The 14,548-nt window shown below is 71.2% G+C and carries 12 protein-coding genes; 4 read left to right on the forward strand and 8 right to left on the reverse strand.

Going from position 1 to position 14,548, the window contains the following annotated elements; translation table 11 throughout:
• The coding region (locus tag J3S20_RS13175; protein WP_216836928.1) for a TerB family tellurite resistance protein at positions 1-751 on the reverse strand (751 nt) is incomplete at its 3' end.
• 71 nt (positions 752-822) lie between these two features.
• Positions 823-1,329: a winged helix DNA-binding protein gene (locus J3S20_RS13180; RefSeq protein ID WP_216836929.1), complete on the reverse strand. Its 507-nt coding sequence runs from the start codon at positions 1,327-1,329 to the stop codon at positions 823-825.
• Positions 1,330-1,461: 132 nt separating this feature from the next.
• Between J3S20_RS13180 and J3S20_RS13185 the strand changes: the two genes are divergently transcribed.
• From J3S20_RS13185 to J3S20_RS13195, 3 genes are all read left to right on the forward strand, one after another.
• On the forward strand, positions 1,462-5,067 hold the full coding sequence (locus J3S20_RS13185) for a hydantoinase B/oxoprolinase family protein (RefSeq protein WP_216836930.1): 3,606 nt from the start codon (positions 1,462-1,464) through the stop codon (positions 5,065-5,067).
• The gene (locus J3S20_RS13190; RefSeq protein WP_216836931.1) at positions 5,064-7,910 is read left to right on the forward strand and encodes an AsmA family protein; all 2,847 of its coding nucleotides are present in this window, start codon (positions 5,064-5,066) and stop codon (positions 7,908-7,910) included. The genes J3S20_RS13185 and J3S20_RS13190 overlap by 4 nt, the downstream gene beginning before the upstream one ends.
• A gap of 156 nt (positions 7,911-8,066) precedes the next feature.
• Entirely contained in the window at positions 8,067-8,339 is a 273-nt protein-coding gene (locus J3S20_RS13195) for a hypothetical protein (RefSeq protein WP_343215215.1), read from the forward strand.
• Positions 8,340-8,347: 8 nt separating this feature from the next.
• Here J3S20_RS13195 and J3S20_RS13200 read toward each other — a convergent pair whose 3' ends face one another.
• Genes J3S20_RS13200 through J3S20_RS13215 form a run of 4 tightly spaced genes read right to left on the reverse strand, consistent with a single transcriptional unit; the run spans position 8,348 to position 10,869 of the window.
• A complete protein-coding gene (locus J3S20_RS13200) occupies positions 8,348-8,584 on the reverse strand; it encodes a ribbon-helix-helix domain-containing protein (protein ID WP_216836933.1) in 237 nt (78 codons plus the stop codon).
• Positions 8,581-9,996, reverse strand: a complete 1,416-nt coding sequence (locus J3S20_RS13205) for a class II fumarate hydratase (RefSeq protein ID WP_216836934.1) — start codon at positions 9,994-9,996, stop codon at positions 8,581-8,583. The genes J3S20_RS13200 and J3S20_RS13205 overlap by 4 nt, the downstream gene beginning before the upstream one ends.
• 59 nt (positions 9,997-10,055) lie before the next feature.
• On the reverse strand, positions 10,056-10,466 hold the full coding sequence (locus tag J3S20_RS13210) for a VOC family protein (RefSeq protein ID WP_216836935.1): 411 nt from the start codon (positions 10,464-10,466) through the stop codon (positions 10,056-10,058).
• A gap of 4 nt (positions 10,467-10,470) precedes the next feature.
• On the reverse strand, positions 10,471-10,869 hold the full coding sequence (locus J3S20_RS13215; RefSeq protein ID WP_216836936.1) for a RidA family protein: 399 nt from the start codon (positions 10,867-10,869) through the stop codon (positions 10,471-10,473).
• Positions 10,870-11,052: 183 nt separating this feature from the next.
• Between J3S20_RS13215 and J3S20_RS13220 the strand changes: the two genes are divergently transcribed.
• Positions 11,053-12,603 (forward strand): ABC transporter substrate-binding protein, encoded by a 1,551-nt coding sequence (locus tag J3S20_RS13220; protein WP_216836937.1) that lies wholly within the window; start codon positions 11,053-11,055, stop codon positions 12,601-12,603.
• 12 nt (positions 12,604-12,615) lie between these two features.
• On the opposite strand, the gene J3S20_RS13225 is transcribed toward J3S20_RS13220, so the two are convergent.
• Positions 12,616-12,861 (reverse strand): DUF1272 domain-containing protein, encoded by a 246-nt coding sequence (locus J3S20_RS13225; protein ID WP_216836938.1) that lies wholly within the window; start codon positions 12,859-12,861, stop codon positions 12,616-12,618.
• A 2-nt stretch (positions 12,862-12,863) separates the two neighbouring features.
• Positions 12,864-14,543, reverse strand: a complete 1,680-nt coding sequence (locus J3S20_RS13230; protein WP_379793643.1) for a fumarate hydratase — start codon at positions 14,541-14,543, stop codon at positions 12,864-12,866.
• Positions 14,544-14,548 lie beyond the last annotated feature (5 nt).

Consider the following 14,548-nt stretch of genomic DNA (forward strand, 5'->3'; position numbering starts at 1 on the left):
AGCGGTCCCAGGCGGCGTTGATGTCGGCCACCTTGCGCGTGGCGCGCTCGACAAATTCCTGGGGCACGCCGCGCGCGGCCAGGCCGTCCGGGTGGTTCTCCCGCATCAGCTTGCGCCAGGCCAGGCGCACCTCCTCATCCGTCGCCGTGGCCGGCAGGCCGAGCACGGCATAGGCGTCGATCTCCTCCACCCGCCGCTGCGCCGCGCCGCCGGCACCCGCCTGGCTGCCCTTGGCCCGGTCCCAGGCCGCGGCATCCAGGCCGAAGCGCTGGTGCACGCCCTGCAGCAGGCGCAGCTCGCCATTGGTGATCGGGCCATCGGCGCGGGCGATGTAGAACAGCGCCGCCAGCACATCCTCCAGCATCGCGCGATTGTCGGCGAAGGCCTCGCCCAGGCGTTCGGCGAAAGTCTCCCAGCCACCGGCATCGCGCCGCGCCTCGTCGAACATCTGCGCCACTTCGCGCAGGTTCTGCGGCGGGATGCGGAACATGGCCTTGAAGGCGTCGATCTCGGACCGCTGCACCGGCCCATCCGCCTTGGCCAGCTTGGCCGAGAGCACGATGACCGAGATCGCGAAAAGCGTTTCCTTGTTGCCCAGCAGCGCGGCGAGGTCCGCGGCGCCCGGCCCGATGCGCCCGGCCCCGGGCCCCTGGTCCGCCGCATGGCCCAGCGCCGCGCCCATCACCGCGCCGAGCGGCCCGCCGGTGACGAAGCCGGCGACGCCGCCCAGCAATTTGCCCCAGATGCTCAAGACCGCCTCGCGATTGTCCCAAGGGTCCTAGCATGGGGCCCGCCCATTCTAAATGGTCGCCGCCGCTCCGGCTAAAGGGTCGCCGCGGCTCGGGCCGCCTGGTCGTAGAAGCCGGACAGGCCGCGCAGCAGTTCCGCCATCTGGGAAAGCTGCGCCTCGGCCGGGCCGGAGGCGCGCAGCGGACGCGCCAGCAGCCGCTCCCGCACCTCGGCATAGGCGGCGCAGAGCGCGGCGCCGGCCTCGGTCGCCGTCACCAGCTTCTCCTTGCCCGCGCGGCGGGTGGCGACCAGCCCGGCCTCCGCCAACTTGCGGATGGCATAGTTGGCGATGTGCGTATCCTCGATATCCAGCACCAGCAGGATATCGGCCAGGCGCTTCGGCCGGTCGCGGTGCCGCACCGTGTGCAGGATCAGAATCTCCGTCACGGACATCCCTGGCCTGCCGGCGGCGGCCATGCAGCGCACCATCCAGCGGTTGAACCCATGCCCCGCCAGGATCAGCCCGTACTCCACCTCCGACAGGCCCGGCGAGGCGCCGGCGGCGAGATGGGCGGAGGAGACCACGGGTTCGGTGGGCATGGCGTGTCTCCCTGGGCTGGCCGAAAAACGTTGACGATTTATCGATGAATTGTCAATGAAACGGCGGGGCCTCCCCGGCCTTGCGCCGCCGGGTCCCGGATGTGATCAGCGATGGCGCAAAGGGGTCTGGGCATGAGCGGCTGGCAGTTCTGGATCGATCGCGGCGGCACTTTTACGGATATCGTGGCGCGCGACCCCGAGGGGCGCCTGACCACGCGCAAGCTGCTGTCGGAGAATCCCGGCCGCTACCGCGACGCCGCCGTCGCCGGCATCCGCGCCTGCCTCGGCCTCGCCTTGGACGCGCCGATCCCTGCCGGCACCATCGAGGCGGTGAAGATGGGCACCACCGTCGCCACCAATGCGCTGCTGGAGCGCAAGGGCGAGCGCGTGCTGCTGCTGGTGAACCGCGGCTTTGCCGACATGACCCGCATCGGCAACCAGGCCCGCCCGCGGCTCTTCGACCTGCAGGTGAAGCTGCCCGAGCTGCTGCAGGAACATGTGGCCGAGATCGGCGGCCGCATGGCCGTTGACGGCACCGAGATCGAGAAGCTGGACGAGACCGCCGCCCGCGCAGCCCTGGCCGCCGCCCATGCCAAGGGCATCCGCGCCGTCGCCATCGCCTTCATGCATGCCTGGGCCTGGCCGGCGCATGAGCTGCGCGTCGGCGAATTGGCGCGGGAGGCCGGCTTCTCCCAGGTCAGCCTCAGTCACCAGGCGAGCCCGCTGCCGCGCATCGTGCCGCGCGCGGACACCACCGTGGTGGACGCCTATCTCTCCCCCATCCTGCGCCGCTATGTGGAGCAGGTCGCCGGTGAGCTTCCGGGCGTGAAACTCTACTTCATGCAATCCTCGGGTGGCCTCGCCGAGGCCCGTTCCTTCCAGGGCAAGGACGCCATCCTCTCCGGCCCCGCCGGCGGCATCGTGGGTGCCGCCCGCACCGCGGCGATGGCGGGCTTCGAGAAGATTATCGGCTTCGACATGGGCGGTACCAGCACCGATGTCGCGCTCTATGCCGGGGAGTTCGAGCGCGCCTTCGAGACGCAGGTGGCCGGGGTGCGCATGCGCGCGCCGATGATGGCGATCAACACCGTGGCGGCCGGCGGCGGCTCCATCCTGAAGTTCGATGGCGCCCGCTTCCGGGTTGGCCCGGAAAGCGCCGGCGCCGTGCCCGGCCCCGCCTGCTACCGTCGCGGCGGCCCGCTGACCGTGACGGATGCGAATGTCATGGTAGGCAAGATCCAACCGAGCCAGTTCCCGGCGATCTTCGGCCCGAACGGCGACGAGCGGCTGGACGCCGATATTGTCCGGACAAAATTCGCCGAGCTCGCCGCGGAGATCGCGGCCGCAACCGGCCAGCCCCAGGACCCGCAGGCCGTGGCCGAGGGCTTTCTGCGCGTCGCCGTCGCCAATATGGCGAACGCCATCAAGCAGGTCTCGATCCAGAAGGGCCACGACGTCACCCGCTACGCCCTGCAATGCTTTGGTGGCGCCGGCGGCCAGCACGCCTGCCTGGTGGCAGATGAGCTCGGCATGGAGACCGTGTTCCTGCACCCCTTCGCCGGCGTGCTTTCCGCCTATGGCATGGGCCTCGCCGATCAGAGCGCGATCCGCGAGGCCGCCGTCGAGGCACCGCTGACGCCTGCCTCCATGGACGACCTCGCCACGCGCCTCGATGCGCTGGACCAGGCGGGGCGGGAGGAGTTGGTGCGCCAGGGTGCCGGCGCCTCCGCGCTGCGCGCCGCCCGCCGCCTGCACCTGCGCTACGCCGGCACGGACAGCTTCCTGCCCGTCCCCTTCGGCACCCATGACGAGGTGCTGGAAGCTTTTACCAATGCCCACCGCCAGCGCTTCGGCTTCGCCACCCCGGAACGCCAGGTGGTGGTGGAAGCCTGCGTGGTGGAGGTGACCTCGCCCGGCGAGCAGGTGGAGGAGGAGGCGCTGGCCGAGCGCGGGACCGGCGAACCGGAACCGCTTGCCACGGTCGAGGTCTTCGCCGCCGGCGCCCGCCGCCGGGCCCCTGTCCTGGATCGCGACGCGCTCCGCGCCGGCGACCGCATCCCCGGCCCCGCGCTGATCCGCGAGGCCATCGCCACCACCGTCATCGAGCCCGGCTGGACCGCCGAGGTCACTCCGCGCAACCACATGATCCTGCGCCGCACCGAACAGCGGGAGGCGGCCCGCGTGGCGGACGCCACCCGCGTCGACCCGGTGATGCTCGAACTGTTCAACAACCTCTTCATGTCCATCGCCGAGCAGACCGGCGCCGTCCTGCAGAACACGTCGCTGTCCGTGAACATCAAGGAACGCCTCGACTTCTCCTGCGCCATCTTCGATGCCACCGGCCGTCTCGTCGCCAATGCCCCGCATGTGCCGGTGCATCTCGGCGCCATGGGCGAGAGCGTGCGCACCGTCATCCGCTCCCGCGGCGCCACGCTGCGGCCGGGCGATGTCGTTGCGCTGAACAACCCCTTCAACGGCGGCACGCACCTGCCGGACGTCACCGTCATCACGCCCGTCTTCGACGAAGCCGGCCGGGAGATCCTGTTCTTCGTCGGCTCCCGCGGCCACCACGCGGATATCGGCGGCCTCACCCCCGGCTCCACCCCGCCGGGGTCGAAGACGCTGGAGGAGGAAGGCGTCGTCATCGACGACTTTTTGCTCGTGGCCGAAGGCCGGATGCGGGAGGCCGAGTTCCGCGCCCTTCTGGCCTCCGCCAGATACCCGGCCCGCAGCCCGGACGTGAACGTCGCGGACATCACCGCCCAGGTCGCCGCGAACGAGAAGGGCGTGCAAGAGCTGCGCCGCGCCGTCGCCGATTTCGGGCTGGAGACGGTGCGCGCCTATATGCGCCACGTGATGGACAATGCCGAGGAAGCCGTCCGCGGCGTGCTCGACCGCCTGGCCGATGGTGCCTTCGAGACCACGATCGATGACGGCACGCCCTTGAAAGTCGCCGTCCGCGTCAACCGCGCCACCCGCAGCGCCACCATCGACTTCACGGGCACCGGCCCGCAACGTCCGGACAATTTCAACGCCCCCGCCGCGGTCTGCCGCGCCGTAGTGCTCTACTGCTTCCGCTGCCTGGTGGGGGAGGAAATCCCCCTCAACGACGGCTGCCTCGTCCCGCTCGAGATCGTGGTGCCGGAGGGCAGCTTCCTCAGTCCGCGCCCGGGCGCGGCGGTCGTCGCCGGCAATACGGAGGTCAGCCAGATGACCTGCAATGCGCTGCTGGCGGCGCTCGATGCCTGCGCCTCGGCCCAGGCGACAATGAACAACCTGCTTTTCGGCGATGCGGTTTACCAATACTACGAGACCGTCTGCGGCGGCACCGGCGCCGGCCCCGGCTTCGCCGGCACCTCCGCCGTGCAGACGCATATGACCAACACGCGCATGACGGACCCTGAAGTGCTGGAACTCCGCTACCCCGTGCGGCTCGAGGAGTTCGCGATCCGCCGCGGTTCGGGCGGCGCCGGCCAGTGGCCGGGTGGCGATGGCAGTCGCCGGCGCATCCGCTTCCTGCGCCCGATGGAGGCGGTCATCGTCGCCTCCCGCCGCCAGGTCCCGCCGCATGGCCTGCATGGCGGCGCGGCCGGCGCACCTGGGCGGCAATGGGTGGAGCGCGCCGACGGCACGCGGCAGGAGATGGCGGGCTGCGACCGCGCCAGCCTGAACCCCGGCGACGTGCTGGCGCTGGAAACCCCCGGTGGCGGCGGCTGGGGCAGCCCCTCGGCGGCATGAAGCGCCTTCTCGCCGCGCTGGCGCTTCTCCTCCTGCTCGTCCTCGGCGGCCTCTGGTTCGGGCCGCGCTTCGTCGATTGGGAACCGTGGCGGGCGCGGCTGGCGGAGCTTGCCTCCGCCCAGCTCGGCCGCACTGTCACGCTGGATGGGCCGGTGGAGCTGGAATTGCTGCCGCAGCCGGTGGTGCGCGCCGGTGGCGTGGCGGTGGGCGAGCCGGGCGAGGAATACAGCTTCACCGCGCGCCTGCTGCGCGTGCGCCTCGGCCTGGCCGCGCTGCTCGGCGGCCGCCTCTCGCCGCGGGAGATCGCGCTGGTCGGCGCGGATGTCACGCTGCCCTGGCCGCCCGGCCCGCTGCTGGCGCTGCGGCCGCCGGACTGGATCACCCAGCTCGACGCCAATCTGGAGGATGGTCGCGTTCGCCTCGGCGATGCGGTGCTGGAGGGGGTCTCGGCCCGGCTCACCTCCGGCGGCCCCGCCCAGGCGCTGGAAATGACCGGCGCCTTCACCTGGAACAGCCGCGCCACCCGCTTCACCGCCAGCCTCGGCCGCCCGGGCTGGGACGGCATCGCCACCTTCGAGGTCGCGCTGGTGCTGCCCGAGATCCTCGGCAATGCCCGCGGCGTGCTGATCCCCGGCACCGGCTTCGAGGGCACGGTGGAGGCCAGCGGCCCGGACCTTTCCGCCCTGCTGCCCAGCCCGCCCGGCGCCTTCCGCGCCGCCGGCCGGCTGAACGCCTCGGCCGAGCTGATCGCGGCGGATGAGCTCGCTATCGAGATCGCCGGCAACCCGGCGCGCGGCGCCGTGGCGCTGCGGCTGCTGCCCGCACCCCGGCTGGATATCGCGCTGGTCGCCAGCCGGCTGGACCTGGATGGTTGGGTCGGGGCGCTGCGCGCCGGCGGCACGCGGCCCTGGCCGATCTCGATCGACCTTTCGGCGGAGGCCGGCCAGTTCCGCGGCATGACGCTGCGCCGCCTGCGCGGCGCCGCCTTCCTGGAGGAAGGCCGGCTGACGCTCTCCGACATCTCCCTGCTGCTGCCGGGCGAGACCCAGCTGGATCTGGCCGGCGCCACCGCCGGGCAGCGGCTGGAGATCGGCGCGCGCTTCGCCGGGCCCGATATCCGCGCCAGCCTGGCCGCCCTCGGCCTGCCGGTGGAGGAGCTGGACCCCACCCTGCTGCGCCGCGGCGAGGGCCGGCTGCGCCTGGTGCTGGAGGACGCCCAGGCGGCTATGCCGGAATTCACCGCGAATTTCGGCGATATCCAGCTTTCCGGCGCCGGCGTGCTGCGGCACGGGCCGCGGCCCGCGCTGGGCCTCGGCCTCAGCATCGATACGCTGGACCTGGCGCGCTGGCTGCCGCAGGGCTTCGACCCGCAGCGCGCCGGCCGCGCCCTGGGCAATGTCGACCTCAACCTGCGGCTGGCCGCGGAACGCGTGCTGCTGGGGGAGGCCGTGGTGCAGCGCGCGGCGCTGGATGGCGCGCTGGAAGGCGGGCGGCTGACGCTGCGCCGCCTGTCCGGCAGGCTGGCGGAGCTGGATGTCGCGGCCTCCGGCGTGCTGGCCATGGCGCCGCAGATGCGGCTGCAGGACCTGACGCTGGAAGCCACCGGCCCCTCCGCCCGGGGTCTCGCCGGGCTGCTGCCGGGGGCCTGGCCGGATGGCACGGCGCTGGCCGACCTGCCCTTCGCGCTGCGCCTGTCCGGCGGCGGCACGATGGAGGCGCTGGCGCTGCGCGGCTCCGCGGAAATGGGCGAGCTGCGGCTGGAAGCCAATGGTACGCTGGATGTCGCCCAGCGCCGCGGCAGCATGGGCCTGACGCTGCGCCACCCCGGCGCCCCGCGGCTGCTGTCAGAAGCCTTCGGACTGGATGCCGGCGCCTGGCTGGGGGAGGGGTCCTTCTCCCTGATCGCGCAGCTCGCGGCCGGCCCGCAGGGACTCAGCGCCGAAAGCTTCGAGCTGGTCGCGGCGGCACTGCGCGCGCGCGGCGCCCTGGCCCTGGCGCGCGGCGCGGGGCGGCCCAGGCTGACCGGCCAGATCACGGCCGAGAGCCTGCCGCTGCCCTTCCCCGGCTGGCGCTCCGCCGATCCGCTCGGCCTGCAGACACTGCTGGGGCTGGATGCGGAACTGACGCTGCAGGCCGCGCGGATGACCATCGGCGGTGCCACCGCGGAGGACCTCGCCGCCACGCTGCGGCTTTCGGAGGGCCGGCTGCGGCTGGAGGATCTGCGCGGGCGCCTGGCCGGCGGCCAGCTGGAAGCGACGCTGACCGCGCAGGCCGAGCCGGGCCTCGCGCCCCGCCTGGCACTGTCCGGCCGACTGGCCGAGGCCACGCTGGGCGCGCCGCTTTTCGGCCTGCCGTTGGACCTAACCGCCGCGCGCGGCACCATCGGCTTCGCGCTGGAAGCGACCGGCTATGCGCCGGTGGCGCTGATGGCTTCGCTGGACGGCCGTCTGCAGCTGGACCTGCGGGACGGGGTTCTCGCCGGCTTCGACCTGGCCGCGGCGGCCCAGGCCTCGGCCGCGCCGGATGCGGTGGCGGCGGAGGCGGCGGTCCGCGCCGCCCTGCTCTCCGGCGCCACCGCCTTCGACCGGCTGGAGGCGGAGGTGGTGCTGAATGGCGGGCGGCTGCGGCTGGCCTCCGCCCGGATGGCGGCGGAGGGCGGCGGCACGGCCACCTTCACCGGCGAGATCGACCTGCCGCGCGCGACGCTGGACCTGCTTCTGCTGGCCCGGCCCGCCATGCCGGAGGCGCCGGACCTCGGCCTGCGCCTGACCGGCCCGGCCGAGGCGCCGCGCAAGCTGCCGGAAACCTCTGCCTGGGCCCGCTGGCGGGCGGAGCGGGGCTGAGGCGCCCAGCGTCCCAAGCCTGGGGCGTCACAAGCCTGGGGCGTCCCAAGGATGTGCTCCAGCGTCAACAGGATGTTAACAATTGAGGCGCTGGTATGCCTTCGCTTCACGCACGCATGGCCACTGCCATGACGCCATTTGCATCGGAATGACCCCGTGGACGAGACATCCGAGTCCCAGGCGCCCAAGCAGCCCTATACCCGCCGGCTGTCGGACAAGATCCTGATCGCCTTCCACCAGGCCTGCGACCATGGGGATCTGGAGACGGCGCGCATGCTGCTGGTCTGTTGCGAGACGGCCATGCGCAATGCGACCCAGCCGATGCGCGACCGCCGACGCGGCGCCGAGACACTCTGCGCAGCGCATGAGCGGCTGTGGTTCCTGCGCAACAAGGATGCGTCCCTGGCGGAGATGGCCGAGGTCGATTGAGCGGCGGCTCAGCCCGGCGGCCGGGCCTGGCTTGGCGCATGCTGGCGAAGCGCGTGCACCCGCAGCGCGCTGGCCAGCGGCAGGGCGGGATCCGGCCGCGCCGCATCCACCGCGGCCACCAGCGCTGCCAGGCTGAGCGCCTGGCGCGCGGCCAGCGCCTCCAGCGCCGTCCAGAATTCCGGTTCCAGCGCGACGGAGGTGCGGTGTCCGGCCAGGCGGAAGGAACGCTTCCGCAGGTGCTTCACCCGGCGCCGTCCAGCCGGCCGGAGGGGCTGAGCATCTCCTCCGGCCGCACCCAGCGGTCGAAATCCTCGGCCGTGACATGGCCCAGCGCCGCGGCCGCCGCCTTCAGTGTGATATCCTCGGCCAGCGCCTTCTTCGCGATGGCAACCGCCTTGTCATAGCCGATCCGCGGGTTCAGCGCGGTTACCAGCATCAGCGATTTCTGCAGGTTGTCCGCCATCTTCGCGCGGTTCGGCTCCAGCTTGTCCATCATATTGGCGGCAACGCTTTCGCTGGCGTCGGCCAGCAGGCCGATGGACTGCAGCACATTGTGGATGATCAGTGGCTTGAAGACGTTCAGCTCCAGATGGCCCTGGGCGCCGCCGATGGTCACCGCGACATGATTGCCCATCACCTGCGCGGCCACCATGGTCAGCGCCTCGGACTGGGTCGGATTGGTCTTGCCGGGCATGATGCTGCTGGACAGGCCATCGGCCGGAATCACCAGCTCGGACAGCCCCGCCCGCGGCCCGCTGCCGAGCAGCCGCACATCGTTGCCGATCTTGTTCAGCGAGACGGCGATCGTGTTGAGCACGCCCGAAAGCTCCACCAGCGCGTCATGCGCGCCCATCCCCTCGAAGGGATTCTTGGCGGCCGTGAAGGGCAGGCCGGTGAGGTCGGAGATGATCCCGGCGAAAGTCTCAGCGAAGTCGGGATGGGTGTTCAGCCCGGTGCCGGCCGCCGTGCCGCCCTGGGCCAGGGGCATCAGCCGCGGCAGCGCATCCCGCAGCCGGGCCAGGCCCATCTCCACCTGGCAGGCCCAGGCGGCGGCTTCCTGGCCCAAAGTGACCGGCACCGCATCCATCATATGGGTGCGGCCGATCTTCACCAGCCCGGACCAGTCCCGCGCTCGCCGGTCCAGGCTGGCATGCAAGGTCGTCAGCGCCGGGATCAGCCGCCCCGCCACCGCCTCCGCCGCCGCGATGTGCATGATGGTGGGGAAGCTGTCGTTCGAGGACTGGCCCCGATTCACATGGTCGTTCGGATGCACCGGCTTGCGGCTGCCCAGCGGCTGGCCCAGCGCCCGGTTGGCGAGGTTCGAGAGCACCTCGTTCGCATTCATATTGGTCTGGGTGCCGGACCCGGTCTGCCAGACGGGCAGGGGGAATTCGGCGTCGTGGCGCCCGGCCGCAACCTCCGCCGCCGCAGCCGCGATGGCCTCCGCGATCTCCGGCGGCAGCTCCCCCAGCCGCGCATTGGCCTGCGCCGCCGCCTGCTTCTGCAGCCCCACGGCGCGGATCAGGCCGGGCGGGAAGCGTTCCGAGCCGATGCGGAACAGCCGCCGCGCGCGTTCCGTCTGCGGACCCCAGAGCCGGTCGGCCGGGATCTCGATGGTGCCGAGGCTGTCGGTCTCGGTGCGGGTGGCCTGGGTCATGCGGGTCTCCTTCGGCGAGGAGATGGGGCGCGACCGGGCGGCGCGCCCATCACGGCTAGTTATTCCGTGAATCGGTCGCCGTAGGTCGCGATCTCGATCAGGTTGCCATCCGGGTCGCGGCAATAGACGGAGGTAATGGGCCCCAGCGCACCCTGCTTGGCGACCGGTCCCAGTTCCAGCGTCACGCCGCAGGCGCGTAGATGCTCCGCGATATCCTCGGCCGAGACGGTGACCACGAAGCACAGGTCCTGCGTGCCCGGTTCCGCAACCACGGAGGAGAACCAGGCCTCCTGCGTCGCACTGCGCGGCCGCAGGTTGATCTTCTGGCCGCCGAATTTCAGCGCGACGCGCGGCGGCTCGCCGAAGCTGTCGCGCTCCATGCCCAGCACGCGCTGGTACCAGTTGGCGGAGGTCTCCACATCGGTGCAGGTGATGACCAGGTGGTCCAGGCGGTCGACGGCGAAGCGCATGGGCCTACTTGTCCCCTTCGCGCCGGCGCAGGCGGGCCGTCACCTCGATCTCGATGCGCATCTCGGGCGTCTGCAGGCCCACCACCACCATGGTGGAGGCGGGGCGGGCGCGGCCCAGCCACTTCTTCACCACGGGCCAGCAGGGCGGCCAATCCGCCCGGTCCGGCAGCAGGAAGGTGGCGCGCACGATATCGTCCATGCGCCCGCCCGCCTGGCGCAGCGCTGCCTCGATATTGCGGAAGGTCTGGTCGCATTGCTCGACCACGCCGGGGGCAATGGTCATGGTGGCATAGTCATATCCGGTGGTGCCGGAGACGAAGATCCAGTCACCGTCGATGACGGCACGGGAATAGCCGATTTCTTCTTCGAAACGGCTGCCGGAGGAGAAGCGGCTGCGGGCCATGCAGAGTTCGGTTCCCGGTGAGTGGCTTGCTATCCCGGAAACCCTTATCCCAGCGGCGCCGCGGCAGGAAGGGTTGCGTTCGGCCGCGGCCTGCAACCGCGCCGAAAACCGCGCCGCCCCCGGATGCGGCGCGGCGCCGGGGGTGCCACTCTGCGGCCCGAAGCCTCGCAAGGATCGCGCCGCATGAGCCTCGTCAACCGCCTCGCTGTCCCCCTGGCCCTGGGGGCGGCGCTGCTGGCCGCCACACCGCCCGCCGCGGCGCAGACGCTGCGCATCGGCATCCAGTCCCCGCCCAGCACGCTGGACCCGCACTGGCTGCTGAACCTGTCCAATACCGGCGCGCTGCGGAACATCTACGACACGCTGGTGGCGCGCGATGCCAGCATGGCGCTGAAGCCGGGCCTGGCGGAATCCTGGCGCGTGGTGGACGACACCACCTGGGAGTTCAAGCTGCGCCCCGGCGTCCGCTTCCATGACGGCGCGCCGCTGACCTCGGCCGATGTCGTGGCCTCCTTCGCCCGGGTGCCGAATGTGCCGGGCAATCCCAATCCCTACACCATCTACCTGGCCGGCGTGACCGGTGTGGAGGTGGTGGACGACCTCACCTTCCGCATCCGCACCAGCGGGCCGACGCCGATCCTGCCCACCAACCTGACGCAGATCTTCATCCTGCCGCGCTCCGTGACCGACCTGGGCAACCCGGAGTTCAATTCCGGGCGCGCCGCCATTGGCACCGGCCCCTTTCGGCTGGGCAGTTGGCGGGCGAACGATCCGCTGGTGCTGCGCCGGAACGAGAGCTGGTGGGGCGGTGCGGTTCCTTGGGACACGGTCAGCATGACGCCGATCCCGAACGATGCGGCCCGCGTGGGCGCGCTGCTGGCGGGCGATGTCGACTTCATCAACAACGTGCCGCTGCAGGATGTGGAGCGGATCCGCGCCGACCAGCGCGTGGCGCTCTTCGCCGGCCCCTCCATCTATGCGGTGAACATCTACCCGGATGTGGAGCGCGATGACGCGCCGGGGATCGAGGCCGGCGGCCGCAACCCGATGAAGGATGTCCGGGTGCGCCGCGCCATGTCGCTGGCCCTGAACCGGGACGGCATCGCCCGCACCATCTTGGAAGGCCTGGCCGACCCGACCGACCAGGCGGTGCCGCCCTTCATCTTCGGCGCGGTGGCGGACCGCCCGGTGCCGGCGGCGGACCTGGCCGCGGCGCGCGCCCTGCTGGCGGAGGCCGGCTGGGGCCAGGGGTTCGGGCTGAACCTCTTCTGCTCGCCCAACCGCACGCCCCGCATTTGCCAGGCCATCGCCGCCGCCTGGACCCGCATCGGCATCCGCACGACGGTGGAGGTGGTGCCCCAGGCCAATTTCCTGCCGCGCCGCAACCGGCGGGACTACGGCGTCTTCGTCACCGTCTTCGGGTCGCTGACCGGCGAGACCTCCTACCTCATCGGCTCCCAGCTGCATCGGCGCGGCCTGGTGCCAGGCCTCGGCGCGCTGAATTTTACGGGGGCGGGGACGGAGGCAATGGATGCGCTGATCCAGCGCGCGCGAGGGACGCTGGATGACGCCGACCGGGCGCGGCAGCTTTCGGCGCTGGTGCGCCAGGCGGCGGATGAGGCGCTGATCATCGGCGTCGGCATCCTGCGGTCCGTGAATGCCGGCACCGCCGGGCTGACCTTCGACGCCCGGGCGGATGAGGAAGTGCAGGCGGTGGCGATCCGGCCCCGCTGAGCGGCCGGCCGCTCAGCTGCAGGCTGGCAGGGCACTCCGTTTCCGGGTCGTCGAGGCCGGAAACCGCTCCAGCTTGCCTGCCGGCCGGATCGGCCGCGGCACCAGGTTGCCGCCGCAATTCGGGCAGAGCCCGCCGGGCAGGCGGGTCCCGGCGCAGTCCCGGCACCAGGTGCATTCGAAGGAGCAGATCAGCGCCTGGGCCGAATCGGGCGGCAGGTCACGCCCGCAGCATTCGCAATTCGGCCGAAGCTCCAGCACGGCTACTCCAGCCCTTCGTAGAAGTCGTTGCCCTTGTCATCGACCACGATGAAAGCCGGGAAATCCTCGACCTCGATGCGCCATACCGCCTCCATGCCGAGCTCTGGATATTCCAGCACCTCGACCTTGCGGATGCAGTCCTGCGCCAGCCGGGCGGCGGGGCCGCCGACGCTGCCCAGGTAGAAGCCGCCATAGGTCTTGCAGGCGTTGAGCACCGCCTTGCTGCGATTGCCCTTGGCCAGCATCACCAGCGATCCGCCGGCCTTCTGGAAGGCCTCCACATAGCTGTCCATGCGGCCGGCGGTGGTCGGGCCGAAGCTGCCGGTGGCGTAGCCCTCGGGGGTCTTCGCGGGGCCGGCGTAATAGACCGGGTGGTTCTTCAGGTAGTCGGGAAGACCCTCGCCACGATCCAGCCGTTCCTGCAGCTTGGCGTGGGCGATGTCGCGGGCCACGACCACCGTGCCGGTCAGGGACACGCGCGTCTTCACGGGGTGCTTCGACAGCTCCGCACGGATCGCGTCCATCGGCTGGTTCAGGTCGATCCGCACCACGTCGCCGCCCAGGATCTCGTCCGTGGCTTCCGGCAGATACTTGGCAGGCTCGTGCTCCAGGTCCTCCAGGAACACCCCCTCCGGCGTGATCTTCGCCTTGATCTGCCGGTCGGCGGAGCAGGACACGCCGATGCCGATCGGCAGCGAAGCCCCATGCCGCGGCAGCCGAACCACGCGCACATCGTGGCAAAAATACTTGCCGCCGAACTGCGCGCCGATGCCGAGGTTCTGGGTCAGCTTATGGACTTCCGCCTCGAAGGCGACGTCGCGAAAAGCGTGGCCGGCCTTGCTGCCCTCGGTCGGCAGCGAATCCAGCCATTTGGTGGAGGCCAGCTTCACCGTCTTGAGGTTCGCCTCCGCGCTGGTGCCGCCGATGACGATGGCCAGGTGGTAGGGCGGGCAGGCGCTGGTCCCCAGCGTCTTGATCTTGTCCTCGAGGAAGGCCAGCAGCTTGGTCCGGTTCAGGACGGCCCGCGTCTGCTGATAGAGGAAGGTCTTGTTCGCCGATCCGCCGCCCTTGAGGACGAACATCAGCTTCATCTCGTCGGCGTGGTGCTCGCCCGGCTCCGCCATGATGGAGAATTCCACCGGCAGGTTGTTGCCGGTGTTCACCTCGTCCCACATGGTCAGCGGCGCCATCTGCGAATAGCGCAGGTTGGTCTCGGTATAGGTGCGGTGGACGCCGTAGCTCAGCGCCTCCTCCTCATCGCCCTCGACCCAGACGCGCTGGCCCTTCTTGCCGAAGACGATGGCGGTGCCGGTGTCCTGGCACATGGGCAGCACGCCGCCGGCGGCGATATTCGCGTTCTTCAGCAGGTCGAGCGCCACGAAGCGGTCGTTCGGCGACGCCTCCGGGTCCTGCAGGATCTTGGCCAGCTGGGCCAGGTGCGCCGGGCGCAGCAGGTGGGAGACGTCCTTGCAGGCGGCGAAGGCCAGCTCCTCCAGCGCCTGGGGCTTGATCTTCAGCACCGTCTTGCCGTCGCAGGTCGCGGTGCTGACGCCCTGGATGTCCAGCTTGCGATAGGGGGTGGCATCCGCGCCCAGCGGGTACATCGGGCTGTAGCGGAAGCCTTCGGGCCGGGTTGGCGCGATCACGGGCGAATCGAGGTCGAGCGGTGCGGTCACGGTCATTCTCC

The sequence above is a fragment of the Falsiroseomonas tokyonensis genome, assembly GCF_019024325.1.
GTDB classification, from domain to species: Bacteria; Pseudomonadota; Alphaproteobacteria; order Acetobacterales; family Acetobacteraceae; genus Falsiroseomonas; species Falsiroseomonas tokyonensis.